Annotated in this window: 26 protein-coding genes; 12 read left to right on the forward strand and 14 right to left on the reverse strand. The window is 59.5% G+C overall.

Features of this window, described 5'->3' with window-relative positions:
• Positions 1-55: 55 nt before the first annotated feature.
• Together FHT84_RS01830 and FHT84_RS01835 are read right to left on the reverse strand one after the other, a co-directional pair.
• Complete coding sequence (locus FHT84_RS01830) at positions 56-538, reverse strand: nuclear transport factor 2 family protein (protein ID WP_113250459.1); 483 nt, start codon at positions 536-538, stop codon at positions 56-58.
• Positions 539-555: 17 nt separating this feature from the next.
• Entirely contained in the window at positions 556-1794 is a 1239-nt protein-coding gene (locus FHT84_RS01835; protein ID WP_112344789.1) for a YbfB/YjiJ family MFS transporter, read from the reverse strand.
• Between the two features lie 100 nt (positions 1795-1894).
• Between FHT84_RS01835 and FHT84_RS01840 the strand changes: the two genes are divergently transcribed.
• The gene (locus tag FHT84_RS01840) at positions 1895-2779 is read left to right on the forward strand and encodes a LysR family transcriptional regulator (RefSeq protein ID WP_112344790.1); all 885 of its coding nucleotides are present in this window, start codon (positions 1895-1897) and stop codon (positions 2777-2779) included.
• Here the strand turns inward: FHT84_RS01840 and FHT84_RS01845 are convergent.
• The 5 genes from FHT84_RS01845 to FHT84_RS01865 form a co-directional block, all read right to left on the reverse strand.
• Positions 2763-4493 carry a M14 family metallopeptidase gene (locus tag FHT84_RS01845; protein WP_112344791.1) on the reverse strand — a complete coding sequence of 577 codons (1731 nt, stop codon included), beginning with the start codon at positions 4491-4493 and terminating at the stop codon, positions 2763-2765. The genes FHT84_RS01840 and FHT84_RS01845 overlap by 17 nt on opposite strands.
• 5 nt (positions 4494-4498) lie before the next feature.
• Positions 4499-5347, reverse strand: coding sequence for an ABC transporter permease (locus FHT84_RS01850; RefSeq protein WP_112344792.1), 849 nt, complete (start codon positions 5345-5347; stop codon positions 4499-4501).
• 5 nt (positions 5348-5352) lie between these two features.
• A complete protein-coding gene (locus FHT84_RS01855; protein ID WP_112344793.1) occupies positions 5353-6276 on the reverse strand; it encodes an ABC transporter permease in 924 nt (307 codons plus the stop codon).
• Positions 6277-6339: 63 nt separating this feature from the next.
• Positions 6340-7875, reverse strand: a complete 1536-nt coding sequence (locus FHT84_RS01860) for an ABC transporter substrate-binding protein (RefSeq protein ID WP_112344794.1) — start codon at positions 7873-7875, stop codon at positions 6340-6342.
• A gap of 44 nt (positions 7876-7919) precedes the next feature.
• The gene (locus FHT84_RS01865) at positions 7920-9746 is read right to left on the reverse strand and encodes an ABC transporter ATP-binding protein (RefSeq protein WP_112344795.1); all 1827 of its coding nucleotides are present in this window, start codon (positions 9744-9746) and stop codon (positions 7920-7922) included.
• Between the two features lie 426 nt (positions 9747-10172).
• Between FHT84_RS01865 and FHT84_RS01870 the strand changes: the two genes are divergently transcribed.
• The 4 genes from FHT84_RS01870 to FHT84_RS01885 all read left to right on the forward strand — a co-directional run bounded on the left by FHT84_RS01870 (position 10173) and on the right by FHT84_RS01885 (position 14252).
• The gene (locus tag FHT84_RS01870; protein ID WP_181592425.1) at positions 10173-10865 is read left to right on the forward strand and encodes a GntR family transcriptional regulator; all 693 of its coding nucleotides are present in this window, start codon (positions 10173-10175) and stop codon (positions 10863-10865) included.
• Between the two features lie 151 nt (positions 10866-11016).
• The gene (locus tag FHT84_RS01875; protein ID WP_112345198.1) at positions 11017-12219 is read left to right on the forward strand and encodes an MFS transporter; all 1203 of its coding nucleotides are present in this window, start codon (positions 11017-11019) and stop codon (positions 12217-12219) included.
• Between the two features lie 87 nt (positions 12220-12306).
• A complete protein-coding gene (locus FHT84_RS01880; protein WP_112344796.1) occupies positions 12307-12984 on the forward strand; it encodes a FadR/GntR family transcriptional regulator in 678 nt (225 codons plus the stop codon).
• Complete coding sequence (locus FHT84_RS01885; protein WP_112344797.1) at positions 12981-14252, forward strand: MFS transporter; 1272 nt, start codon at positions 12981-12983, stop codon at positions 14250-14252. Before FHT84_RS01880 ends, FHT84_RS01885 begins: the two co-directional genes overlap by 4 nt.
• Positions 14253-14434: 182 nt before the next feature.
• Here the strand turns inward: FHT84_RS01885 and FHT84_RS01890 are convergent, their stop codons facing one another.
• Both FHT84_RS01890 and FHT84_RS31750 read right to left on the reverse strand, forming a co-directional pair.
• Positions 14435-14902 (reverse strand): MucR family transcriptional regulator, encoded by a 468-nt coding sequence (locus tag FHT84_RS01890; protein ID WP_112344798.1) that lies wholly within the window; start codon positions 14900-14902, stop codon positions 14435-14437.
• Positions 14903-15446: 544 nt separating this feature from the next.
• Entirely contained in the window at positions 15447-15659 is a 213-nt protein-coding gene (locus tag FHT84_RS31750) for an NUDIX domain-containing protein (RefSeq protein WP_348628029.1), read from the reverse strand.
• 652 nt (positions 15660-16311) lie between these two features.
• Here FHT84_RS31750 and FHT84_RS01900 point away from each other — a divergent pair.
• The 3 genes from FHT84_RS01900 to FHT84_RS01910 are packed head-to-tail and all read left to right on the forward strand — an operon-like array spanning position 16312 to position 17949.
• Entirely contained in the window at positions 16312-16638 is a 327-nt protein-coding gene (locus FHT84_RS01900) for a PadR family transcriptional regulator (RefSeq protein ID WP_112344800.1), read from the forward strand.
• On the forward strand, positions 16635-17207 hold the full coding sequence (locus tag FHT84_RS01905; protein WP_112344801.1) for a DUF1700 domain-containing protein: 573 nt from the start codon (positions 16635-16637) through the stop codon (positions 17205-17207). The genes FHT84_RS01900 and FHT84_RS01905 overlap by 4 nt, the downstream gene beginning before the upstream one ends.
• Positions 17208-17241: 34 nt before the next feature.
• Positions 17242-17949, forward strand: coding sequence for a DUF2807 domain-containing protein (locus FHT84_RS01910; protein ID WP_112344802.1), 708 nt, complete (start codon positions 17242-17244; stop codon positions 17947-17949).
• A gap of 27 nt (positions 17950-17976) precedes the next feature.
• Here the strand turns inward: FHT84_RS01910 and gabD are convergent, their stop codons facing one another.
• Complete coding sequence (gene gabD / locus FHT84_RS01915; protein ID WP_112344803.1) at positions 17977-19431, reverse strand: NADP-dependent succinate-semialdehyde dehydrogenase; 1455 nt, start codon at positions 19429-19431, stop codon at positions 17977-17979.
• Between the two features lie 265 nt (positions 19432-19696).
• The gene (locus tag FHT84_RS01920; protein ID WP_112344804.1) at positions 19697-20521 is read right to left on the reverse strand and encodes an AraC family transcriptional regulator; all 825 of its coding nucleotides are present in this window, start codon (positions 20519-20521) and stop codon (positions 19697-19699) included.
• 97 nt (positions 20522-20618) lie between these two features.
• Between FHT84_RS01920 and FHT84_RS01925 the strand changes: the two genes are divergently transcribed.
• Positions 20619-21548: a phytanoyl-CoA dioxygenase family protein gene (locus tag FHT84_RS01925; protein WP_112344805.1), complete on the forward strand. Its 930-nt coding sequence runs from the start codon at positions 20619-20621 to the stop codon at positions 21546-21548.
• 61 nt (positions 21549-21609) lie between these two features.
• Here FHT84_RS01925 and FHT84_RS01930 read toward each other — a convergent pair whose 3' ends face one another.
• Complete coding sequence (locus tag FHT84_RS01930; protein WP_246698444.1) at positions 21610-22374, reverse strand: putative nucleotide-diphospho-sugar transferase; 765 nt, start codon at positions 22372-22374, stop codon at positions 21610-21612.
• A gap of 599 nt (positions 22375-22973) precedes the next feature.
• Here FHT84_RS01930 and FHT84_RS01940 point away from each other — a divergent pair.
• On the forward strand, positions 22974-23198 hold the full coding sequence (locus FHT84_RS01940; RefSeq protein ID WP_112344806.1) for a hypothetical protein: 225 nt from the start codon (positions 22974-22976) through the stop codon (positions 23196-23198).
• 83 nt (positions 23199-23281) lie between these two features.
• Here the strand turns inward: FHT84_RS01940 and FHT84_RS01945 are convergent, their stop codons facing one another.
• Together FHT84_RS01945 and FHT84_RS01950 are read right to left on the reverse strand one after the other, a co-directional pair.
• Complete coding sequence (locus FHT84_RS01945) at positions 23282-23761, reverse strand: pyridoxamine 5'-phosphate oxidase family protein (RefSeq protein ID WP_112345200.1); 480 nt, start codon at positions 23759-23761, stop codon at positions 23282-23284.
• Positions 23762-23819: 58 nt separating this feature from the next.
• A complete protein-coding gene (locus FHT84_RS01950; RefSeq protein ID WP_145644288.1) occupies positions 23820-24086 on the reverse strand; it encodes a hypothetical protein in 267 nt (88 codons plus the stop codon).
• A 315-nt stretch (positions 24087-24401) separates the two neighbouring features.
• Between FHT84_RS01950 and FHT84_RS01955 the strand changes: the two genes are divergently transcribed.
• Both FHT84_RS01955 and FHT84_RS01960 read left to right on the forward strand, forming a co-directional pair.
• On the forward strand, positions 24402-24692 hold the full coding sequence (locus tag FHT84_RS01955) for a hypothetical protein (protein ID WP_112344808.1): 291 nt from the start codon (positions 24402-24404) through the stop codon (positions 24690-24692).
• A 52-nt stretch (positions 24693-24744) separates the two neighbouring features.
• Positions 24745-25287, forward strand: a complete 543-nt coding sequence (locus FHT84_RS01960) for a DUF1269 domain-containing protein (protein ID WP_112344809.1) — start codon at positions 24745-24747, stop codon at positions 25285-25287.
• Positions 25288-25423 lie beyond the last annotated feature (136 nt).

Raw genomic sequence — 25423 nt, forward strand, 5'->3', positions numbered from 1 at the left:
TTTGGCGCCATGTGGGCACGATACCGCGCAGGCGATTAAAATCTTGCGACGGAGCCTATGCCGGACGATCCAGCGGCGCACCGAAGATGATCTGCTGATAGGCTGCAAGCAGGGCAGGTTCCTCGATGGAGCCGTGATGATGAAGCTGCCGCCAGACGCCGTCGATCCTGACGAACCAGCGGGTTGTGCGAATGCGAAGTTCAATGCTCTCGCCGGCCGTGACGCAGGTTCCTTTCTCCCGGCCGACGAACAGGTGCCAATCATCGCCGCCCTGACTGGTGAAATCGTGGAATGTGACCCGGACCTTCGCCTTCCCGGTAAACAGCTTCTGATAACCGTCGCGGATCGACGGCCATCCGCGCCGGATGCCTCCGATCGGATTGTCCATGCTTGGCTTGTCGCCATCGGCCCAATTGGCGGCCAAGGCAGTCAGGTCGCCGGCATTGAAAGCGCGGTAGAAGCCGATAAGTGCGTCGAGGGCGCCGCCATTGTTCACCATGTCTTCGCTGCCGGTAATTTCAGTCAAAAGCTTTGCCATGTCATGTTCTCCTATTGTTATGCGTCGTGATCCCGGGCACTTCCCTGAGGAACTCGAACCAACACCGCGACGGCGAGGTCGATCGTCAAGGCGAGGACCATGGCGCCGGTTCCGATGAAGAAGAGCAGGTAATAGTTTCCGCCGGTTTGGGCGAAGACGAAGGAAAGTCCATAAGCCGCCGCCGCTTGGAATAGGGCAAAGAATACGGTTGCCAGGCTCCATGCGACCTTCTGCTGCGCCGGATGGTGCGGCAGCAATTCCGCGATCCTCCCGAGCATCAAGGGAACCGTGCCGGTCACGAATGCCCCGACGATCAGGCTCGATGCGATGAGCCATGCCTGTCCGAGACCAAGGGCGGGAATGACGACTGCGAAGGCTTCAAGCAGAAAGGCAAATCGCAGTGCTGCGGCGAAACCGGTGCGATCGGCCAGATGGCCGGCAAGGATCGGGCCGATGGTGGCGCCAAGGCCAAACAGCACCCAGTATTCCGCGCCAACCTGCAAGCCCTCTCCCAATCCGCGGGCAACGAAATCCACGAGGAAGATCATATGCGGAACCCAGCCGGCGGCATTCAGCGCATATTCGATGTAGAGCGCGCGTAGCGTCCAGCGTTTCGGGACATGCGTGGCATGGTGGCTTGCGGTGGTGTGACCGGCGATTTCGCGCGGCCATCCGGCCCAGGCAATGATCGTCAAAAGCAGCGACAGGGCGCCGATGCCGAGCCAGGTTTCGCGCAAGCCCTGTTGCAGCAGCAGGGGAACCAATGTGCCCGATAGTGCAACGCCGGCGCCGATGCCCATGAAGATCACGCCGCTGGCAAGCCCTCGGCGAGACGGTACGATCAGCGGCAGGACGGTTGGCGCCGCGAGTACCATCAGGGCGCCACCGGCAAGGCCGGCTGCGAAACGCCATGCGAAGAACCATGGAAAGCTGACAGGGAAGGCGCAGGCAAAGAAGGCCGCCGTTGCGGCAAGCATCATGATCCTGAGCGTCAGGACAGTGGAGGCGCGTGCGGCGATTGTCCGCCCGAGCAATGCGCCGACCAGATAACCGGAAAGATTTGCGGCACCGAGATAGGCGGCTGCCGGGGCTTCGAACCAATTGTTATCGACGATGGCAGGCAGAAGCGGCGTATAGGCGAAGCGGGCAAGGCCGATGCCGATCAGGCAGGCACAGAATGCCGACAGGATGGCACGCCATGCCATCCGGGCATCATAATGGTTCCGGTCGGTTTCGTGCGTGGCAGCGTCGATCATGGGAACTCTCTCAGTGATCAGTGCTTGAGAGAATACGGCACACATATTATCATAAAAACTGAATTATTATGAGAGCAGTTATCTCTTTGGGAGATATGAAATGGACGTATCGGATCTCAGAGTTTTCGAAGCGGTATCACGGCACGGCAGCATGAACCGGGCGGCGCAGGAGCTGCACACTGTTCAATCGAATGTGACCGCGCGAATCCGGGCACTGGAAGAAGAGCTGGGTGTCAGCCTATTCCAGCGGCATGCAAGGGGCGTGTCGACCACACCGGCGGGACAACGAATTCTCCCATTTGTCGGCCGCATCACCAAGCTTCTGGCCGATGCCCGCACCGCCGCCAAGGATGATGGCGAGCCGGGCGGGACGCTTTCCCTCGGCAGCCTGGAAACGACGACAGCGCTGCGATTGTCGCCGCTCCTCGGCCAATTCGCCAAGACCTATCCGCAGGTACGTCTTGTCGTGACAACAGGCACGACCCGCCGGCTGATCGACGATGTCGTTTCATGCCGGGTCGAGGGCGCCTTCGTGGCGGGTCCTGTCAGCCATCCCGATCTCGAGCAGGAGGTGATCTTTCAGGAAGAGCTCGTTCTCGTGACATCGCCTGCCATTCGCGGAATGGAAGATTTGGCCGGCATTATCGATCTCAAGACCATCGTCTTCCAGATCGGCTGCTCCTACCGGCAGCGGCTGGAGTCGCTTCTTGCCGATATGGGTATCGTCACCTCGAAGCCGCTGGAATTCGGCTCTCTGGATACGATCATAAGCTGCGTGTCGGCCGGCGTCGGCATCACTCTCTTGCCAAGAGGTGTCGTCGCTGCCGCCGCCCAAGAGGGCAGGGTTGCAATCCACACGCTTCCTCCGGAACGGTCTCTGGTGGATACGCTTTTCGTGCGCCGATCGGATGCCTATACGACGAGCGCCATGACCGCTCTGCTCGATATGCTCAGATCGGCGAGCCCGATTAGCTCAACGCCATGATTTCCTGCCACGAGCGGTAGGCGGAAAGCACTGTTTCCATTTGCGCGGTATGGCCGGCGATGAAGGCGTCGCCGTAAATGGTCTCGTCCGGATATTCGGTGATCAAGGTCAATGGCACCGTATGGCGATCGTCGATATTGGCGAGACAGGGGAAGCCGTTGATGATGCGGAAGCCTGTTTCGCCGGCATGGGTTTCATAGAGTGCGATCTGACGATCGTTATAATCCCGTAGACCGGGGATGGCGTCGAGGTGTTTGGTCACTTTATCCAGAAGCTGCTCGGCCTGAGCCGCCCAGCCGGAATGATAACGGGCAATCAGGAAAAAGCCCTTCGGCAGCGTCCACATGGCGAAGTTGCGTGGGACATAACCGGAGAGCGGCCGTGTCCACTCGTGCGCCGGATAGCCATGCAGGTTGACGTGCAGCTGCGCTCCGCTCAGCCTCTCCGCCTGGAAGCGGATTTTCTTTTCGAAGAGATAGGGGCCGGCAGTCTCTTCGGTCCGATATTCGAGATCGTCGCCAAGCGCGGTGTAGCGGGCGGCATGATACATATGGCGCGGACTATCCTGGCGCAGGCGCTGATGCAGCGCGTAGCCATCGGGATTTTCGAGCGGCGAGATCGTGAAATGCGCGCCTTCAACCTTGGCAAGCCGACGGGCCGCACGCAAGGCACCCGCACCCCCGGTCGTCTCGTTGGCGTGCTGTCCACCGCTGATCATCACGGCCGCGTCGCTGCCCTTGATGTAGCGCGCTCGAACTGTGCGACCAGAGCGTGCGGCAGCCTCAAATGCTTCGCCGCCGATCTTGCTAAGCTCGGCCTCGATCTGCTGCATAGCCAGAGGTTCCGTCGCCGTCTCGATCTGCTGTTCGGCTCTATCCCAGTAGCGAGACGTCAGTGGCTGCGTTTCCACTCGGACGGAAATCTCACCAGAGGACTGCAGGATCTGCGGAACGATCTGCCCCGGCTTCAAGCCGCGGTCGCCGAGCGGGCGGCCGGATTTCTTCTGGAAGAATTCGAGCAGCGAAAAATAGAAATCCTCATGTAGCGCCTCGCGAAGGCTCATGACTTCGTCGCCGACGGGCAAGGCCTCGTCCAGCGCCGGCAGGGCAACGCGAATGTTCAGTTCCTCGAAATAGGGTTCGCTTGCGCCCCAGTCGAAGTGTGTGACCGCGGCAATGGTCTCCTCGAAGAGTTGTTCATAATCGGTGGCGAGCCGATCGCCCGTCGCATTGCCATCCCGCACGAGCCAGCCGGTCGGGGAAACGCTCGTTTCGCCGGCGGCGTCTATATGGACGCGATTAGGCACCAGCACCTTCAATTGGCGCTCTTCACCGGCTTTGCTTTTCAGCAGAACGCCATAGTGAAAGTCACTGTCAGCTCTTGCGACAAAGGTGATCTCGCGATTTTCCACCATTGCCGCGAGCGGATAGGCTTCCAGACGGAAGCGGTTTCCCGGTGCACTGGGATGAACCGGGTAGCGGATCTCGATCGCATCCACATCATGCAGGTCGATTTCCTCGATAAAGGCATTTACCAGCGGCTTGTAGGTGCTGCGAATGCGGGCCTTGATGCCTTTTTCCGCGAGCTTGCGTTCAGCTTGCTGGCGGCTGTCTCTGTCATCGAAAGTCCATGCCTCGAAGTTCTGGCCAGGCTTGGCATCGGCGACAAGGCGCGACAGCGTGCGCTCAAAACGTCTCTCGAAAATCACGGTCATGATATCTACCTTGTCGTTCTGCCGGTCGGGTCGAGGCTGTCGCGCAGCCAGTCGCCGAGGAGATTAAGGCCAAGCACAGTCAAAAGGATTGCAAGGCCGGGGAAGAGGCTGACCCACCATGCCGTCTGCAAATAGGTGCGTCCGTCGGCGAGCATGCCGCCCCAGCTGGGAATGGTCGGGTCGACGCCCAGTCCGAGGAAGGTGAGGCTGCTTTCCAGAAGGATGTTGTTGGCGATGTTCAGCGTCATCAGCACAATAACTGGACCGATAAGGTTCGGCAGCAGATGCTGGAAGATGATGCGCCAGTCTTTGACGCCGATCGCCCGAGCCGACAGGATAAACTCGCGCTCGCGCAAGCTCAGCACCGAGCCGCGCACGAGGCGCGCATATTGCACCCATTGCGAGACGATCAAGAGGATGATCGTGTTGGTGAGGCTGCCGCCGACGATGGCGATGAAGGTGATTGCCAGCAGAATGAAAGGCATCGCGAGTTGGATATCCGCAAAGCGCATCAGCAGCATGTCCCAGATGCCGCGGTAGTAACCCGCGGCAAGCCCTACCAGCACGCCAAGCACAACGCCGCCGATGACCGACGTCAGGCCGACGGTCAGCGATATCTTGCCACCTGCAACGACACGGGCCAGCACATCGCGTCCCAGAGGATCAGTGCCGAAGGGATGGGCGAGGCTGGCGAAGGGCCTGGCAAGTCTTGCCATCAGGTCGATCTTTTCGGCGCCGCCGGGAAAAAGGACGTCGGAGAGAAGAACGGCAAGGCAAATGACGATGGTGAGCAAAGCGCCGAATATGAATTCGAAGTTTAGAAAGCGCGAACGGCGCGAGATCGTGGCAGCCATCGGCGTTACTCCGTGCGGATACGGGGATCGACAAGGCCGTAGGCGATGTCGACGAGAAGGTTCACGCCGACGATGAACAGCGCCAGCACGGTGATCACGCCCTGCAATACCGGGTAGTCGCGGGCGCCAACGGCATCGAATGCCAGCGTGCCGAGACCGGGCCAGTTGAAGACGCGCTCGATGACGACGATGCCGCCGAGCAGCCCACCGAACTGGATGCCGAAATAGGTGATGAGCGGTATCGCGCAATTGCGCAATGCATGCTTGTAGAGCACTTTGCTTTCGCTAAGGCCCTTGGCGCGCGCGACCATAATGTATTGAGATTGCAGCGTTTCCAGCATGGCGGTACGCACCAGGCGCACATTCGTTGCCGTCAGGATGACGCCCATGGTCACAGCCGGCATGATGTAGCTCGAAATTCCGACCATGCCGCTCGGCGGCAGCCAGCCGAGCGTGATGGAAAACAACAGCACCATCATCAGCGCCAGCCAGAAGTTCGGGAAGGAGAGGCCGAGGAGCGAGAGAACGCGGATGATCTGGTCTGCTGTCTTGCCCCGCGCCGTCGCGGCCTTGATGCCGAGCGGGATGGAGAGCGCGATCGAGACCACCATGGAGATGAAGGCGAGTAGCAGCGTCGCGGGCAGGGCATTGGCAATTAGCTGGGAAACAGGCGTGCCGCCGGTGAAGCTGCGACCGAAATCGAGCGTCAGCAGCCCCTTCAGGAAGCTGAAATACTGCACGAGGAAAGGTTGATCCGTGCCGAGGGCTGTGCGGATACGGGCCAGGTCGTCTTCGGTCATGCTGCCGCCGCCCTGAAACATCATCACGGCAGGGTCGCCGGTGAGGCGGATGGCGAAGGAGACGAGAAGAGTGATGGCGATCACGACGAAAATCGCCTGCAGCAATCGCTTGATGAGAAAACCGGCCACGTTCTTACCCCGAGAGCTTTCGGATGACGCCGCCGGCCGGGCCGACGGCGTCCTGCTTGATGATTAGTCGACGGTGACTTCGTTCAGCTTGATGCGGGTATCCGGAGCGGGCACGAAGCCCTTGACGCGCTTGCTGACGCCGTAGATCGCATTGCTGTTGTAGAGCGGCAGTTCGAGCGCCTTGTCGGCGACATATTTGCCGATGTCCTTCAGCACCTTTTCGCGCTCGGCGCGATCGGTGAGCGGGCGCTGCGATTCCAAGAGCTTGTCCAGAGCGGCATCCTTTTCATAAGGATTCCACTTTTCGCCGGAGTGATACATCGAATAGGCCGTGTTGTCGTAGTCGAAGGTCCAGCCGCCCCATTTCTGCTGGAACATCGCGCCGGTCTTGCCCTGCGGAATGATGTCGTTCAGCAGAACGTTGGTTTCATAGGGCTTGATGGTGGCGGTGAGGCCGACCATCTGCAGATAGCTTGCCACGACCTGCGCCACCTCGTTCATCGTCGCGTCATTGCCGCGAATGTCGATCTGCAATGCCGCGCCGGGCTTCACTCCGGCTTCTGCAAGCAGCTTCTTGGCGCCTGCCGGGTCGTAAGGAAGCGGCTTCAGGTCGGCATCGTAGCCGAAGGAAAGCGAATTCTGGAAGCTGACGATTTCGGTCCCCTGGCCTGCAAGGATCGACTTGACGATCGTGTCGCGATCGACGGCCATGATGATCGCCTTGCGCACCCGCGGATCGGCGGTAATTCCGTCGCGGGTGTTGAAGCGCAGCGCATCGACCGTCGGGCCGGGAACGCTGGCGATTTCGAGCTTGGAATCGCCCTGGATGACCGGCAGCATGCCGATCGGGATGGTCGGCGGGATGACGATATCGACGCGGCCCGCCTGAAGCTCGGCAACGGCGGTCGCCGGCTCGCTGATGAAGCGATATTCAAGCTCGGAGAGCTTCGGTGCGCCACCCCAGTAATCCGGGTTGGCTTCGAGCTTGATGTTCACTTTCGGCGTATAGGAAACGAATTTGAAGGCGCCGGTGCCGACCGGATTGAGATTGAAATAATCCTCTCCCTTTTCCTTGATGTATTTCGGCGGCACGATCATCGCACCATAGCCGGCAAGTTTCGTCAAAAGTACCGGATCGGGCGTCTTCAGCTTCATATCGACCGTGTAGTCGTCGATGATGTCGATGCTTTCGATCGCGGTGTAGTTCGAGCGCTGCGGTCCCTTGGCGCCCTGCTCGCCGAGCAGGCGGTCGAAGGTGAACTTCACCGCTTCGGCATTGAAGGGCTCGCCATCATGGAATTTCACGTTGTGACGCAGCTTGAAGCGGATGCGCTTGCCCAGATCCAGTTCTTCCCAGGATTCGGCAAGGCCCGGCACCAGCTTGAGATCGGGGCCGCGATAGGTGAGGCCGTCGAAGATGTTGGTCGAAACGGCAGCCCATGCCACCAGGAACGTGTCGATCGGGTCCCAGCTACCGGGATCCTGTGACGACGAAACCGTCAGCTTGCCGGCCGCGAAGGCGGGAGCGGCACTGATGGCGACGCTCGATATCATGAGTGCGGTCAGAGCGGTCTTCAGTCCCCATTTCATTCTTTTCATTGAACCTGTTTCCTCTTCAGATCGATGCGATGTTTGGTAGTCGCTCAGGCGCTCTTGGCGATGAAGTGGCCTGAGGTGATTTCCTCGTGAGCCAGGATCGGCGGCTCGTCGCCAACGCGGCGGACGGGATTGGGGATCTCGCCCTCCAGCAGGGTGGTTCTGCGCTCCTGCGTCGGATCGGCGATCGGTACGGCCGAGAGAAGGCGCTGCGTATAGGCGTGCATTGGTGTTTCGAAGACCTGGCGGCGGCTGCCGATCTCCATGATCTGGCCGAGATAGAGAACGGCGACGCGATGGCTGATCTTCTCGACGACGGCCATGTCATGGCTGATAAACAGATAGGCGAGCCCGCGTTCGGCCTGGAGATCCATCAAGAGATTGATGATCTGGGCCTGGATCGACACGTCGAGAGCCGATAGCGCTTCGTCGGCGATGATGAGCTTCGGATCGGAGGCCAGGGCACGGGCGATGCAGACGCGCTGGCGTTGGCCGCCTGAGAATTCGTGCGGATAGCGATCGGCATGAGCCGACGTCAGGCCGACGCGCTCCAGAAGTTCGTCCACCCGGCAGCGAACTTCCTTCGATCCGGAGATGATGCCATGGGTGTTGATCGGCTCCGCAATCGAGAAGCCGACCATCTTGCGCGGATCGAGCGAGGCGAAGGGATCCTGGAAAATGTATTGCACGTCGCGCCGCAGGCGGAAACGTTCGAGCTGCGACATGGCGGCGAAACTCTTGCCGTTGAAGGTGATTTCACCGGAACGCGCTTTCTGCAATTGCTGGATGGTGCGGCCGATCGTCGATTTGCCGGAGCCGGATTCGCCGACGAGGGCCAGGGTTTCACCGGGATGAATATCGAAAGCGACCTTCTGGACGGCGCTGCAGCGATGCGTGACCTGGCCGAATATGTTCTTTCTTATGTCGAAGCGCACAAAGAGGTCGCGTACCGATAGCAGCGGCTGCTGGTCGTAGCGGGCGGTATTCTGGACTCGTTCTTCACCGACGATCTTCGGCTCGCCACCATCGAGCACCGTCAAGGGCATGCGCTTCGGAAAGTCCTGGCCGGTCATGCTGCCAAGCTTCGGCACTGCGGCGAGAAGCGCCTTCGTATAAGGGTGCCCGGGATTGGCGAAGATCTCGCGAACCGGGCCTTCCTCGACCTTCTTGCCCTTCCACATGACCACGACATCATCAGCCATTTCGGCCACCACACCCATGTCATGGGTGATGAAGATCATGCCCATGCCGAGATCCTTTTGCAGGTCCCGCATGATGTTGAGAATCTGTGCCTGGATCGTCACGTCGAGGGCAGTCGTCGGCTCGTCGGCGATCAGCAGCTTCGGGCGGCAGGCGAGCGCCATGGCGATCATCACACGCTGGCGCATGCCGCCGGAAAGCTGATGCGGATAGCGCTTCAAGAGTGCCTGCGCATCCGGCAGACGCACCATTTCCAGCAGGCGCTGCGCCTCCGCCATGGCAGCGGATTTGCCGATCCTCTCATGTAGAAGGAGGACTTCGCAGATCTGATCACCAATGGTGAAGACAGGGTTGAGCGAGGTCATCGGCTCCTGGAAGATCATGGCGATCTCCTTGCCGCGAACAGCGCGCATCTCCTTCTGCGGGAGCTTCAGCAGATCCTTGCCGTCGAAGAGGATGGTGCCTGTCTCGAAGCGTGCGCCCATCATATCGGCAAGGCGCATGATGGAAAGCGAGGTCACCGATTTGCCGGAGCCGGATTCGCCTACGATTGCGAGCGTCCGGCCCGGCTCGATCGAAAAGGAAAGCCCTTCGAGCACGCGGTTTTCACCGAACCGCACAGTCAGATCCGCTACAGACAGAAGCGGTTTGTTGTCGCCCGCAGCATTCGTCATGCGCTTACCTCGGTATTGGGCTGGTCGCTCATGGCATCCGAGATGATGACGATGTTGCTCTGTGCATTCATGATGCAGGTGCACTCGCCGAAATCGAACCGCAGCATCCTCATGCCGACACCCGCTGCAGCCTGACAAAAGCAGGCGAGGTTTTTCTACAAAACAGGCGTCTCATGAACATCTGTATCTGCGTTCCCGTTATGTTTGTGAGAACGTGAGATAGCATCAAACCACAATGTGGTCTATATTGTTCAACAATTTTCATATTGCCAATCGAAAACGGGGACAAATCTGCGCAAAATCGCCCGCCGGACCTTGCTGTCAACGGGCCGCCAACCGCAGACAAGTACGAATAGCCACTCGCTTTCCAACAAGTGGCTGATTAGTGGCCGTCGGAGCGATTGAATGCAGGTGCCGGGAGAGCAAATGAAGCAGACAAATCTTGCCAGCATCGAGCCGACGGTTGTCGCGGAGACGGGGCAGACGGTTGCGGAACTGACCGCCGCCCGCATCCGCGAGCGCGTGATCAGCGGCACGCTCTCGCCTGGCAGCCATCTGTCCGAAGCGGCTCTTTGCGAGGAATTGCAGGTCTCGCGCAACACGCTGCGCGAAGTCTTCCGGCTGCTGACGAAAGAGGGTGTGCTGCGTCATGAGGCCAATCGGGGCGTCTTCGTCACTACGCCGAGCATCTCGACAATCATGGATATCTTTCATATTCGCCGCCTGATCGAATGCTCGGCGCTCGCCAATGCGCATCACCGCCACCCGAGCGTCGACAAGATGCGCGCCGCCATCGATGCCGCCGTCCAGCATCGTGATCGTGGCGAGTGGCTGGAGGTCGGCAGCGCGGATATCGCCTTTCATGCCGCCATCGTCGCGCTTGCCGACAGTCCAAGGCTTTCAGCCTTCTATGCCCAGATTTCCCTGGAACTGCGCCTCGTCTTCGGCCTGATCCGCGATCCCGAATATCTGCATGCTCCCTATGTCGGCCAGAACGCGGCCATCCTGGCGCATCTGGAGCAAGGGGCGTCCGTGAGCGCAGCCGACGCACTGGAGAAATACTTGTTTCAGTCAGAGCGCTTCATCCTGGCCGCCTATTCGCGCGCGATGCCCGGCTGAAGCCCACCTGCCGTCATTGATGTGATGAATGATGTGGACAATCCATGTCCGAAGGGGTCAAGCACAAAGCAACCATTTGCGTCTCGATCCACTTTGACGGAAGGATATCCAGCGCCCCGAAGGCGTGATTTACAACATCCTCGACCCGCCGATGACCCACCTTCTTCCTGATGTTTTCCGCGACCCGACCATTCGGGTGAGCATGCTTGCCATTTTTGCCTTTGGCTTTGCCGGCGCCGCCACATCGCCCTATCAATCGGTCGTCGGCATCCACGAACTCGGACTCAGCAATGGGCTCTATTCGACGCTGATCTTCTGCGCGGCCGCGGTGAACGTCGTCGTCAGCATCCTGCTTGGAAATCTGGCGGACCGGATCGGCCAGTATCGCGTGATGATGCTGAGCGTCGCCATTTTCGGGGTCCTGGGTTATGGCGCCGTCTATGCCGTGCCTGCGCAGGCAACCTTCGTTCTCAGCGCCTTGTTCTTCCTGCCGGTCTACGGTTCGCTCAACTCGCTGCTCTTTGCCAATGTCAGGGTGGCGACAAGCGGAATGGAGCGCAACCATGTCGCCACGGTCAATTCCGGCGTACGTGCGATGATCTCGCTCTCCTGGGTTCTGGTGCCTGGTATAACTGGCGTCCTGCTTGCAAATTCAGCAAGCATGCTGCCGGCCTATTTGTTTGCCGGTCTCGCCTGTGCGGTCTGCTTCGGATTGATCGCCTTTTTCCTTCCGCGCCAGGATGGCACCGACAAGGCATCGGCACGCCATCTTTCCTATCTTGCCGCGCTGGGCGAAGTTATGTCACCGCCGGTCTTCGTGCGCCTCATCGCGGTGGCACTGATCACCAGCACGCTGCATGTCAATGGCGCCATTCTGCCACTCATCGTCACCGGCGCGGCGCACGGAACGGTGGCCGATATCGGTATCCTTGTCGGGATCGTCGCCCTTCTTGAAGTCGTTTTCATTGTCGCGTGGGGGCGGGCGCAGCGGATCATGACCCATCTCATGGCGCTGGGGATCGGCACGGTCATCTACGTCGTCTATCTGGTCCTGCTCGGCTTGGCTTACGCACCCTGGCACGTCTATGCGCTGACCCTCGTCAGCGGGATCGGCGCGGCAGCGCTCATCAGTATTCCCATTACCTATCTGCAGGATCTGATTGCCGAGCGCCCCGGTCTCGGCAGCGCGCTCATATCGGTCAATATCTTCCTCAGTGCAGGTTTGAGCGCTCTTCTCTTCGCGATCGGCACGGCGATCAGCAGCTATTCCGGAACGGCCCTTATCGGTGCTGCCGCCGGTCTGCTGGGACTTGCCTTACTGCTTTTCTTCGAAAAGAGCAGACGTCATAACTAGCCGCTGATCATTCCTGCAATTGGATTGACGAAGAGCTTTTCGCCGCCTAAATCATAAAGTCATCCGATGACTTGATGATAGTAGATCATGCGTGCCCTGACCAAAACCACTCTTGCGGACAATGCCGTCGAGGCCATTCGCGGCGAAATCATCGCCCGACGCTGGCTTGTCGGCGAAAAGCTCCCGAATGAAGCCTCGCTCTCATCCATGCTGTCGGTCAGCCGCGGCACGATCCGCGAGGCAGTGAGGGTGCTGGTCTCCCAAGGCTTTCTCGAGACGCGGCAGGGGTCCGGCACCTATGTTCGCTCGGTGACGGATGTCAGCCGTCCTTTGGATATGGCGCGTCGCGCCGGCTTGCGCGATCAGTTCGAGGCCCGGCTTGCGCTGGAGGTCGAGGCCGCACGGCTCGCTGCCTTGCGTCATTCGCCGGAAATTGTTTCGCAACTGCGCGCCTTGCTGATTGCGCGCGGAAACTATACCGGCGGTGACAAGGCCGCGTTCATCGAGCGCGACCTTGCCTTCCATAAGGCGGTCGTCGCGGCCTCACAGAACAGGGCGATGATCGAGCTCTACGAATTCTTCTCCCTTTCCATTGCCGAGACCATCGAGGCGACGCTCGGCGCGGATATTCCCGAGCCGGATATGCAGGCGCATATCGCGATCGTCGACGCGATCGAAACCGGCAATCCTGAAGCGGCCGATGCCGCCGTACGCCGCTTCATGGCGCCCGTCGTCGCTACTCTTGATCGATTGCTGATGTCATGACCATAACTTCACAAAATGCCGCCTCGCTCGAATTGATCGATGCCGAGGCCGATGAAATTCCCGTACCGCGGCCACGTGGAGGCAAATCGCCGATCGGCAGGTTTCTGCTGGGTGCAAGCCTCGTGCTCATTGCGTTCAATCTCAGACCGGTTTTCTCGAGCGCATCGGCGCTTCTGCCGGAAATCAGGTCCGCGCTTGGCGTTTCGGCCTTCGGTACCAGCATCCTCACGACCTTGCCCGTGGTCTGCATGGGGCTGTTTTCGCCATTTGCGCCAAGGCTTGCGCAGCGCATGGGAACCGAGCGTGTCCTGCTTGCGGTCATCTTCCTGCTTGCGCTCGGCACGGCGCTGCGCGGAGTTTCCTCCATTTCCCTGCTCTTCCTCGGAACGGCACTGACCGGCGCATGTATTGCCATCGGCAACGTGCTGCTGCCTGGGCTCGTCAAGCGTGATTTCCCGGACAAGGCCGCCCTGATGACGGGCTGCTATACGATGGCGCTATGCGCCGGCGCGGCAAGTGCTGCCGGGTTCACGCTTCCGATCGAGCATGCCCTCGGTGGATCGCTGGGTGGTGCGCTTGCGGCGTGGGCCGTGCCGGCCTTCGTGGTCGGACTTCTCTGGCTGCCGCAGGTGGTTCGAACGCGCAGCCAGGTCCGCCGCGCTGGTTTTCGTGTCACCGGCCTCTGGTCGGATCGCATCGCCTGGCAGGTAACGCTTTTCATGGGGCTGCAATCGGCACTTGCCTACTGCGTCTTCGGCTGGCTCGTGCCTATTCTGCGCGAACGCGGCCTTGACGGCGTGACCGCCGGAGCCATTGTCTCCGCCTCGGTTATGGTGCAGGCCGTTGCCTGCCTCGTCGCACCCCATATCGCCGTCAAGGGAAGGGACCAGCGCGCCATCAATGTCATTCTCTGCCTGGTCGCGGTCGCAGCATTGCTGGGCCTGCTCTTTGCGCCGCTTTGGACGGTCTGGTTCTGGGCCGTGCTGCAAGGCATCGGGCAGGGCGGATTGATCGCGGTGGCACTGACCGTCATCGTGTTGCGATCGCCCGACGCGCATGTGGCGGCCCATCTCTCCGGGATGGCGCAATTCGTCGGTTATCTGCTTGCCGCGATCGGCCCGCTCGTCGTCGGCACGATCCATGGCTGGACCGGGAGTTTTGCCTGGAGCTCCGTATTGTTCGTCCTGCTCGGCCTCGGCGCCGGTATCAACGGCTGGTTTGCCGGCCGCGCGATTACCGTCAATGCCAAGACAATCGAAATTCCGTGATCCTGCAGCGACTTGATCGCGCAATTATCGTCGAAGTGCGGACAGGGCGGATCACGCGAAGTGGCTCAAAACGTTCCTGGAGCATCTACAAGCGTGCGCGCAGCGATTTTCCGTTCGCAACGCGCTGGGAAATAAAAAGATAGGCGCGTACGCTTTTCGAAGAAACGCAGAACTACTCCAAATCAGCCGGTTTTCCGCTGCCGTCGAGCCGGCTCGGCAGCCGGCGCAATATCGGTCGCGTTCTTTGTATGGCCGAGGAGGGCTTTCTTCGCCAGCGTCGATCGTGTGGCTGCATAGGTGGCCGAGACCATCGGGTAGTCGGCCGGCAAGCCCCATTTCTTTCGATATTCTTCGGGTGTCAGGCCGTATTTGGTGTTGAGGTGCCGCTTCAGCGATTTGTACTTACCGCCGTCTTCCAGGCAGATCAGATATTCATCGGTAATGGATTTCTTGATCGGCACCGCCGGCTTCAGCGACTTTTCCGATGACAACGGCTCAGGTTGCCGAGAACCGGTAAGCGCGGCATATGTGTCTATGATGAGCCTCGGCAAATCTTCCGGCGCGGTCGCGTTGCGAAGAACGTAGGCCGAGACGATCTTGCTTGTCAGCTCAATAAACCTCTCGTGGCTGGCAGTATTTTCTCTTTTCATTTTCGGCCTCACGTCGTGTTTTTTTACTCATGTATCCAAAGTTGTTTTTACTTTCAATTAAAATAACGAGGGCCTCATGTATTCTGCGCATGTTATCATATTCGTAGTAAATAAGCTCACCGCTAAAGTTGAAATCTATTAATTTTTCATTTTGTTACAATATTTAAATTTTACTCTCGCCCCATGTAAAGCGACGTGCAATTGGACGGCTCGTCCGCCGTGAGCAACGCGTCTGCCGCCCATAGGCGAATAGGCGAACGAAGTTGTATTCCAGGCCAGGAATTTCCAGGAAATCGCCGAAGTTGCCCTCATTGTCTGGAGCCGATGAAATTCGACCTCATTGGCCCGCGGACACAGTCTGCTGCCGATAATGAGGAAGGATATGATGCTCGGTCAGGGGAGCCATAGCTATATGTCCCGGATTGTGGGGCGATACCCAGCGGATCTCCTCGATCTCTGCCGCTGCTGTGATTGCCGGATCGCCCACATGCAGCCGGAATATATCCGCGACGACAGTATGGTGCGGTTCGTTGGCTGCCGGCGCCTAGAAACGACCGAGGAAAGTCAGATCCTTCATCTCTGCCGCAAGGCCCAGTTCTTCGAGGAGTTCCCTGATCAGCGCCGTCTCTGGCGTCTCCTGCTGCTCCACCTTGCCACCGGGTTGCATGAAGGCAATAGTGCCGCGCTTGCGCACAAGCAATGTCTTCCCGTCCGGGCGCAGCACCAGAGCCGCCGCTATGCGTATCGTTTTTGTCATGATCTGATCGGATTCGCGGACGAGTTTCAACGCTCATAATGCCTGCGCATTGTTCCACGTCACATGCTGCTTCACGCTCCGATATGCTTGCCGTTACCGCTGCGTCAGATGCCGGCGGAAAAATGCGACGACAGCGGCGTTGAATTGTCTATGAAACGCGACGCGATCGAAGCCCGGCGCATCGGTGCAGGCATCCGACGACGGCCTCATTTCCGGGCAAGGTGTCAGAAACGACAAATGAACGGCATTGGGGACGACTCGAAAATCAGGTTTTTCCGGCAATAGCCGTGCAAGCGTTGCGACATTTTCAGGAGATGCTCCACCACCCCCTCCAAGCTCTGAGCCCCAAAGCTGAAGCGGAACTTTGACATCTTCCACGCTGTCCACGGTCGGGAAGACGATGCTCAGCGGGTCGGCTACAACGACTGCTTTGATGCGGGGATCGTGAGTTAGCAACTGTGGTGGCGGTTGTCGCCGGGGACTACTCCATTTAACCAGAGATACAGGCTGCGCGATGGCTGTGATGGCAAGGCATGTCGGTCCGTAGTCCAGACGATGACACGAAGAGGCATGTGCCGGTTGCGAAAGCCGTCCTAGCTACCTTGCATAAACAGATAGCTTGTTATATTCGTTCTGTAAAGCTGAGGCGTTCATGACTGACTCGATCCAAGTTCAATTGCGGAAGGGCGTGCTCGATCTTTGCGTCCTGGCCGTGCTCTCGCGGGGCGAAAGCTACGGCTATGAGATTGCGAGTACGCTGGTTGCGGCGGTGGGCATGGGCGAAGGAACGATCTACCCGCTGATGCGCAGGATGCAGAATGACGGACTGGTTGCGACCCGCATCGTCGAGTCGAGCAGCGGGCCGCCGCGTAAATATTATCGGCTCACGCCGCTCGGCCGCTCGATTTTCGAAGCCCATCGCCGCGACTGGCGCTCGCTAGCCGACGCTGTCGATAAACTTCTTGAGGATTCACCATGACCAGGGACGCTTTCTTACGCACGTTGAGGCTTGGGCTTGCGAGCCTGCCGCCGCATGAGATTGACGATATCCTGGCTGATTACGCAGCCCATTTTGCCGAATCCGAGGCTTCCGGCCGAAGCGAGGAGGAGGTTGCCGCAGCGCTTGGCGATCCGGGCAGGATCGCTCGGGAGCTGCGGGCGGATGCGGGGCTGCGCCGTTTGGAGGCCCACTGGAGCGTACCGAATCTCCTGGCCGCTATGATGGCCCTGGCCGGCCTTGCCATTGTCGATATTTTTTTCCTGCTGCCGCTGCTCTTTGCTGCGATCTTCGTCACGCTTGGCCTTGCGATTGCATTGGTGGCTGTCGGCGCCGTGGGTCTGAAGATCATCGTCACCACCGTGCTGTTCCACATCGGCCTGCCTTCCGTCGGCATGCTGGCCCGCCTGCTGATCGGTGCCGGCCTGGTGAGCTGCTTCGTGGGTGGCGGTGCTTTGCTGCTGATGGGTCTGAGTTTGGGCATCCGCATGCTTGGGCAATATGCTCGCCTGCATTTCCGCCTGGCTCAAGTGGACGAAAGTCGAGCTTGAGCACCGGACTGCGCATCGTTGGAGGAAATGGACAATGAACGGGAAATTGGCGACTGTCGCGACGACCGGACTGATTTGTGCATTCGTCTTTCTTACGCTCGGCACCGGGCTTTCCGGGCCGGATTGGGCCAATGCGGGGCGTTGGTGGGGTGGCATGCGATCCGGTTGCGAATCTGCGGCATCCGGCAAGCAGCAGGTCATCCTGCCTTTCAGCTCCAATGGCAGCCTGGCGGTCGATATTCCGGCCTCCGTTCAGTACCGGCCGGGCGGAAAGGCGGAGGCCGTCATCAGCGGTGATCCGGCACTTCTGGATCATGTACGCCTGCAGGGTGGCAGGCTGAGCCTGGATTGCGATCCGGGTTGGTCCAGCTCCAAATTCGAAGTCAGCCTGTCGGGACCGCTCGTCACCGATTGGAAGGTGCGCGGCAGCGGCGATCTTGCCCTGTCGCAGCTCGATCAGTCCGATTTGCGTTTGAGCATATCCGGAAGTGGCAGCGTCTCCGCCACGGGCAGCGCGCATACGGTCGATCTGGAGATTTCCGGCTCAGGTACCGCACGGTTGAAAGACCTGGCCGCCCAATCGGTGAAGATCAGGGTTCGGGGCAGCGGCGATGCTGAGGTTGCCGCTGCTGCCGATGCGGATATATCGATCAGCGGAAGCGGCAACATCGAGCTATATGGGCATCCAGTCCTGCGACGCTCGGAGATCAGAGGCAGCGGCCGCCTCGTGCAGGTGCCATAAACCTCTCCCGACGGCCTCCCCTTGGCCTCAGGCGACGCCGCCGAGGCAGACATATTTGATTTCGGTGAATTCCTCGATGCCGTAGCGCGATCCCTCGCGGCCGAGGCCGGAAAGCTTGACGCCGCCGAACGGCGCTTCGGCCGTCGAGATCAGGCCGGTATTGACGCCGACCATGCCGTATTCCAGCGCTTCGGCGACCCTGAAGACGCGGGCGAGATCCTTGGCATAGAAATAGGAGGCAAGGCCGAACTCGGTGTCGTTGGCCTGGGTAATGACATCGGCCTCGTCCTTGAAGCGGAAGAGGGGAGCGACCGGCCCGAATGTCTCTTCCTTGGCGACGGCCATGGCGGGCGTGATGTCGGCAAGGACGGTCGCCTCATAAAAGCGTCCACCGAGATGGTGGCGATGGCCGCCGGCAACGATGCGGCCTCCCTTCGAAAGGGCGTCGGCAACATGCTCCTCGACCTTGGCAAGGGCCGCCTCGTCGATCAGCGGGCCGAGATTGATGCCTTCGTCGAAGCCGTTGCCGGTCTTCAGCGAGCCCACAGCCTTAGAGAGCTTCTCGGCAAAGGCATCATAGACGCCGTCCTGAACATAGAGACGATTGGCGCAGACGCATGTCTGGCCATTGTTGCGGAACTTGGCGATCAGCGCGCCTTCGACGGCAGCATCGAGATCGGCATCGTCAAACACGATGAAAGGTGCGTTGCCGCCGAGCTCCAGCCCGAGTTTCTTGATGGTCGGCGCGCTCTGCTTGTAGAGTTCTGCGCCCACTTCGGTCGAGCCGGTGAAGGTGAGCTTGCGCACGACCGGACTTGCGGTCATCTCGGCGCCGATGGCGCGAGCCGAACCCGTCAGTACGCTGAAAAGCCCCTTGGGCAGACCGGCGCGTTCGGCAAGGACCGCAATGGCGATCGCCGAAAACGGCGTTTGCGAGGCCGGCTTCAAGACCATGGCACAGCCAGCGGCAAAGGCAGGACCGGCCTTGCGAGTGATCATGGCGTTCGGGAAATTCCAGGGCGTGATCGCCGCGACAACGCCGACCGGCTGCTTCATGACCAGAATGCGCTTGTCCTTCTGGTGACCGGGAATGATGTCGCCATAGACACGGCGGGCTTCTTCGGCAAACCATTCGATGAAGCTCGCGCCATAGGCGATTTCGCCTTTGGCTTCAGGCAGCGGCTTGCCCTGTTCGGCTGTCAGGATACGTCCGAGATCATCCTGGTTTTCCATCATCAGCTCGAACCAGCGGCGCAAGATACCGGAGCGTTCCTTGGCGGTGCGGGCGGCCCATTCCTTCTGCGCGGCTTCGGCTGCAGCAATCGCCTTCCTGGTCTCCGCAGCACCCAGATTGGGAACGAGGCCGATGATCTCGCCCGTTGCGGGGTTGTCGACCTTGATCGCGTTGGATGGATCGGCTTCGATCCAATCACCGCCGACCAACGCGGCCTGCCGGAACAATGTTGCGTCTTTCAAATTCATGATTGCCTCCTCGCGCTTCGAACGTTGATGAGGAGCGGGTGTTTTTCATCCGCTCCCAGGGGTAACGCTTAAGGCGCGATAATCGGCTGTGCCTTCAGGTCAGGCTCTGCCACTTCCGCACCGGCAACAGGCTATCATGTTCGAACCAGGATTTGGGAGCGGATACTCCGGCCGCCTGCCGACGGCCAAGCCTGAAACGGAATTCCATCCAGCGGCGGCCGTCCGATGAACGGATGGTTGCGACGAGGCGGCCGGTCTTGAGCGTTCAGCTCCTCCTGAACCGCGAGCGAAATTCGCGCGGCGTGCAGTTTTCCCGCTCGTGAAACAGCCGGGAGAAGTAGAACGCATCGTCAATGCCGACCTTGGCGGCGATGACCTCGATCTTGTCGTCCGTCGTTGCCAGGAGTTCCTTGGCATGATCCATGCGCACCCTAAGCTGAAAGCCTTTCGGCGGCAGCCCGACCTCCCTTGCGATCTTTCTGCGGAGTGTCGCGGGCAACATTCCATATTCGGCGGCGAAGGCGGCGATATCGAGCGGTTGCATCGCCCTGCGCCGAAGCGCCTCGACGATTTCGGCCATATCCGCTCCTTCCTGAAGGGAAGGCGTGGTCTGGCAGGCCTTTCGCGCCGCCAGGACAACGATCTGGTGGAGCGAAGCGGCCGCCGAGGCTCTCGCAAGGTTCGAATCCGCGAGCAGATCGCCGTGAATGCCGCCGAAAAGGCGCTGGATGCGATCGAGATTGCGCAGATTGATGAGCGGATCCTGCTCGCTGATGAGGCGCAGCCTCAGAAAGTCCCGCACCAGAGAGCCCTCGAAAAGCGCCCATCGCTCGTTCCAGCCATCAGCATCCGGGCCGTATGAGTGCTGGCGGTTTGGAAAGAGCCAGAAGAGGGCCGGGCCTTTCACGCTCCGGCGACCGCAAGCCTCGGTCTCGAGAAAGCCCTGGCCATTCTCTACGAGGACGACCGCATAGCACGGCAGCTTCCGTCCTTTGACGGCGTGCATTGCATGCTGTCTTCCACTGCCGGTGATAGCTAGCCCGCTGGCGGCCGCGAGTGATGATCGGTAGACGGCTTCCGTCGGTCTCATGATGAGCGAAAAGTCCAGTATGATTTCCGTCCATGTAATGGAACATCACTGACTGCTAGATTCAATGGGCAATCACATCGAGCGATAGGCGAATGAAATGTCTATTTCCATGCAGGCCGTGCAATCCGGCGAGCGCGAGCTCAATCTTGTCGCCAACGGAAAGGTTCTTTCCACCGCACCCGATCGGCTCGGCTATCTGACGCCGACTGATCCGGGCATCGGCGTTCAGGCAATCCGCAGCCTTTATGAAGAGAATGGCTATGTGTGGCTCAAGGGTTTCCTGCCGCGCAAAGACGTCATCGACTTTCGCGGCTGGGTTTTCGGTCATCTGGCGGCGACGGGGCTGATCGAGAAGGGAACGGATCCGAGGGATGGCATCGCGTCCGCTGTGGCGCCCGAAGGCGGTGATGTCGATCGCTGCCTGATGTCGCTGGTCCGTTCGGTCGCTTATGAGGGCTTCTGCGCGCAGCCTCGCATGTCGCGTTTCATGGACGAATTCCTGTCGGGCATTTCCTATCTGCACAAGCGCAAGATCATGCGCCATGTCCGGCCGGGAACGACGACGGCAACGCCTGCCCATTATGATCTCGTCTATCTGCGTGGCGGAACGAGCCGGATCGTGACGGCATGGATACCGATCGGCGATATCCCGATGGAAATGGGCGGCCTTGCCTATCTGGAGGGATCGCATGCCATCGGCGTCAAGATGGAGCGTGAGTTCAGCGAGCGGAACAAGGATCTCGGTCCCGAGGAGCGCGTGAGCGCCTATAACCGCAACATGACGGAGGGCGGCTGGGTTTCGAAGGATCTGCCCGAGATGGCGAAACGTTTCGATACGCGCTGGCTGGTCGCCGACTATGAGGCCGGCGACGTCATGCTCCATTCGCCCTTCATGATTCACGCCTCGACCACCAACCAGGACAGACGGCAACGGCTGCGTCTCTCCACCGACATCCGGTATCAGAATGTCGAGGACGAGATTGATATCAGATGGAACAACCATTGGACGCTCGGCGACATGCTGTGATCATGTCACCGGCGGCTTGCCGTTCACTGCCAAAGTCAAAGTGCAGACCGGGTAGCGTGCCTCACTCGTGACGGCCGAGGATGCGCTCGATTTCCTCGATCCGGTCGCGGCGACGCTTCAGGCGTTTGCCGATACGGCCGAACCAGCGTTTACGCTTCGTCGCCTCGCGGCTTGCCTGCAGCTGCTCGATGAAGATTTCGCTCGCAGGCTCATTTTCGAGCCGATCGAATATCCAGCAGAAGGACACGGGCAATTTCACGATTTTGAATTGCGGGTTCGGAGTTGCGGCATCTTCGGCAATGATCTGCTGGAGAACGAGCTGGTCCCACATGTCGGGCTTGGCAAGACATCCTTCCTGCCAGAGCTCGATGAGCCGCGCCGCCCCGGGCGTATCGTTGATGAGGATCGTCGCGCTGATGAGGCGCGCATTGCCTTCGTAATAGACCGCAAGGTCGCATTCGAGCTTACGAAGTTCCGGCCAGGGATTGCGATGGAAGACCGCGTCGACGTCGACGTACAGTATGGGTCCGCGCAGCCTTGCCCTCTCCTGCAGCAGGAAACCGGGTTTCAGGCCGGCATTCAATACCCAGCTACCAGCGCTGGGCACTGGCGTCGCCTGAACGCTCAGTCCGATACGCTTGGCGGAGTGGACCATGCGATCCTTCTCATGTTCGTAAAAACTGCCTTCCGTGAAGAAAGCGACGATCGGGCCATCGGCGATGGTTGACGTGGATCTGCGTTCGGCCAGATCTTGTTCTGCTGGAAATGGCACAATCAATGCACGCTGCTGCGCCGTCCAGGGGCGGATTTTACTGAGGATATTCAAGAGGCACCTTCAGAGTTGGTGGATTTCAATCGGATATCCGCCACCACAGCCCCCGGGGCGTTGCAGACAAGATTGAAGTTGAGATGAATTGAGCGCTTTGCCCGACCATTTTTGGAAACATCGCCTCCGGCATCCATACCGGATTGGCAAACTGTTTGATCTTCGCTAATCGATTGTCATGTCCGATAATGTCATCAAGTTTGAACGTCGTCCTAAGCCAAAGCCGCCGAGGCAAACGCCCCCTTGGCTCAAGCGTTTGCTGGCGATCCTGGCCGTCATCGCATTTTTCGTAGCAGCCTTTGCTTATTTCACGCTGAAGAGCGGCGCGTCCGGGCCGACTTTTTGATCATCTTACGATCTATGCGATCTCGAGCCGATTTCTTGATCGTCGTGGGAGCCGTCGCTTGATTGCAGAGCAAGCGCTGCGTAGCGGCCTGCAAGATTTTTCGTTGCCGACGAAGGGAAGTTTATTCCGCTATTTCAGGGCGTTGGCGAGAGTATCTCGTGCCTGCATAGCCCGGCCGCGGGTGGAAGTTTATCCTCGAGTTGCTATATTTCAGGGATGTTCATGGTCTGGCAAACAGGAAGAGGAGCAGGACATGACATTGACCTCGCAAGACGTCACCTCCGTACTCGGCCCTGTGGACGAGACCCTTATCGCCGAAATTGTTGCAACAGGCGCAACGCCGACGGAACTATCCGAGGCTTGGGCCTGGGTAAACAGCGATGAGGCTTTGATCGGCGAAGGCCGCCATCTGCCTGCCGGTAATGTGGCAGTCTTGGTGGATCTGCTTTCGGCCGATGAAGAGGAATGGGAAGAATAGGAGTTCATGCCATCCGGCCCGGGCTCTGGTGCGAGCCATGCCGCCCCGGTTGGCGCGGCATGGCTCGCAGTGATCCATCGCCTCTAAAGCTCGACTTTCACGTTCTCGCCCATGTCGGGCTTTGAATTTGAAACGGCGGCAGCGGCCATCTTGATGTAGCTGATGATCGTCCCGGGACTGTCCCAGTATTCGGCGAAAGAAGGGGTCACCTTCAAGACGCGGATGGAGGGATCGTCGACGCTGTGCCAGCGGGCCTTCGCACCCGTCGTCCAGAGATCCTCCACTCGTTCGCGGTCGTTGCTGACTTCCGCCGTACCGGATATCGAGACATATTTCTGGCCTTTCGTGTCGGCGAAGGCCAGGCAGACGTTCGGCCAGCGGGCGATCTCCTCATCCTTGTGGCCGGCGACATCCGTCAGAAAATAAATCGCATTCTCGATCGGTTCGGGATGTGCGGCCATCGGTCGGGCGCGCAGGCTGCCGGAGGTTTGAGTGGTCAGCATGCAGACGCCGATCTTCTCGACCAGTTCCCAAACGCGGGCGTTCTCATCGATATCCATAATGGCGATCTCCTTGAGTTTACTTTTAGCGTGGGTGGAGGATAGGCGCCCCGGCGCAATCTCAGGGCTGCTCGCGGGTGCCCGGTGACGCCTCGCGCTCGTCTGCGTCTTCAAGATCGCTTTTCACGATGAAGGCATCGTCGTGCTGACGCACCGCCTCCTTCGTGGCCTCGATATTGGGCAGGTCGTCGGGACCGCGCTCTTTGGCGTGCTCCGACGCGGCGTCGAGTTCACCTTTGGTCTGATTGGCTGCCGCAGGCCGGTGGCTGCGAGAGCCTGTATTGCGCTCAGCCGTTGTTTGGCTGTTTTCTCGTCGCGAATCCGTCATGTCGATTACCTTATTCGTCTGATTTGCAAGAGCTCGCGTCATTTCAAATGCAGCGCGGCCGAAATCTTCCCGGATGAAAGGTGTCCGGCCACACCAATCGAACCGTGCGACGGCCACAATGTTCCGCATTGGCGAGGGCGATGCCTTTCTTCGCGGCTGATGAAGGTCCCATCTCCTATCGGCGAGATCACGATTTGGCCGATATCGGGTCGAACGAGGGAACCTTGAACCCGAATTTGCGTCTTCCTACGTGAGGAGTAATCGAGGCTTCATGAGCTCGGTTGCCATCACGTCTATGAAGAGTGAGTAATCAAAATGGAAGATAAAACCAAAACCATCGAAGACCTCAGCATCGAAGAGCGCGAGGAAATTCTCATCAATGTCGCCCGAACGCTGGAAGGCACGGCGCTTGAGGCCCTTGTCGAGGGCAACAAGCAGTTTGCGGCGCTTTCCACCAACATGGCGGAAGCAATCCGCGTCAATGCTGACGAACTGGCCCGCGACGATCCCGAACAAGCCGAGGAATTGCTGCAGCAGGCTGTCGCAATGATCTCGCAGTTCAATGCTACTCATCCTTACCGGTTGATCAGCACGGCTGTTCACTGATCGGCTTGAAGACTCCAGTTCCCGTCTCGACACCCCGACCCGGAGAATTTCGATGTCAGAACTCATAGTGCTCGGTTTCGATAATGCCGACAAAGCGGACGCGGTTCTCAACCGCCTCGTCCAGCTCGAGAAGGAATATCTGATCGACCTCGAAGATGCGGTCATTGCCGTCCGCGACGAGTCCGGCAAGGTTCGTCTGAAGCAGAGCGTCAATCTGACCGCGGCAGGCGCTGCAAGCGGCGGCCTTTCGGGCGCCCTGTGGGGATCGCTCGTTGGCCTGCTGTTTCTCAATCCCCTTGCCGGCCTTGTGGTCGGCGGTGCAATCGGTGCCGGTTCCGGTGCTCTCGCCGGATCGATGGCCGATTACGGCATCGACGACGGGCTCATCGAGAAGCTTGCCGAGACCATTCCGGCGCAAAGCTCCGCGCTGTTCCTGCTGATCCGCAAGGTTCAGCCTGAGAAGGTGCTTGCCGAGTTCAAGGGCGAGCATGCAAGGCTGCTGCGCACCTCGCTTTCGCCCGAGCAGGAAGAACGCCTGCGGCAGGTTCTCGTCAGCGAGACGACTCCGACATCTGCGGCCTCCGCCACGGTTTGAGCTCAAAATCTGGTCTGTGACTATCGTCCAAGGACCGTGCTTCCGGGTAGGAAGCACGGCAGAAGACGCGGAATGGGCCGGTGGTTGCCGTTGGGCAGGCACCTTCCATATTATGTCGAATGCCGCCATCGTGAGC

The organism is Rhizobium sp. BK289 (genome assembly GCF_014193575.1).
In the GTDB taxonomy this organism is placed as follows: Bacteria; Pseudomonadota; Alphaproteobacteria; order Rhizobiales; family Rhizobiaceae; genus Rhizobium; species Rhizobium tropici_C.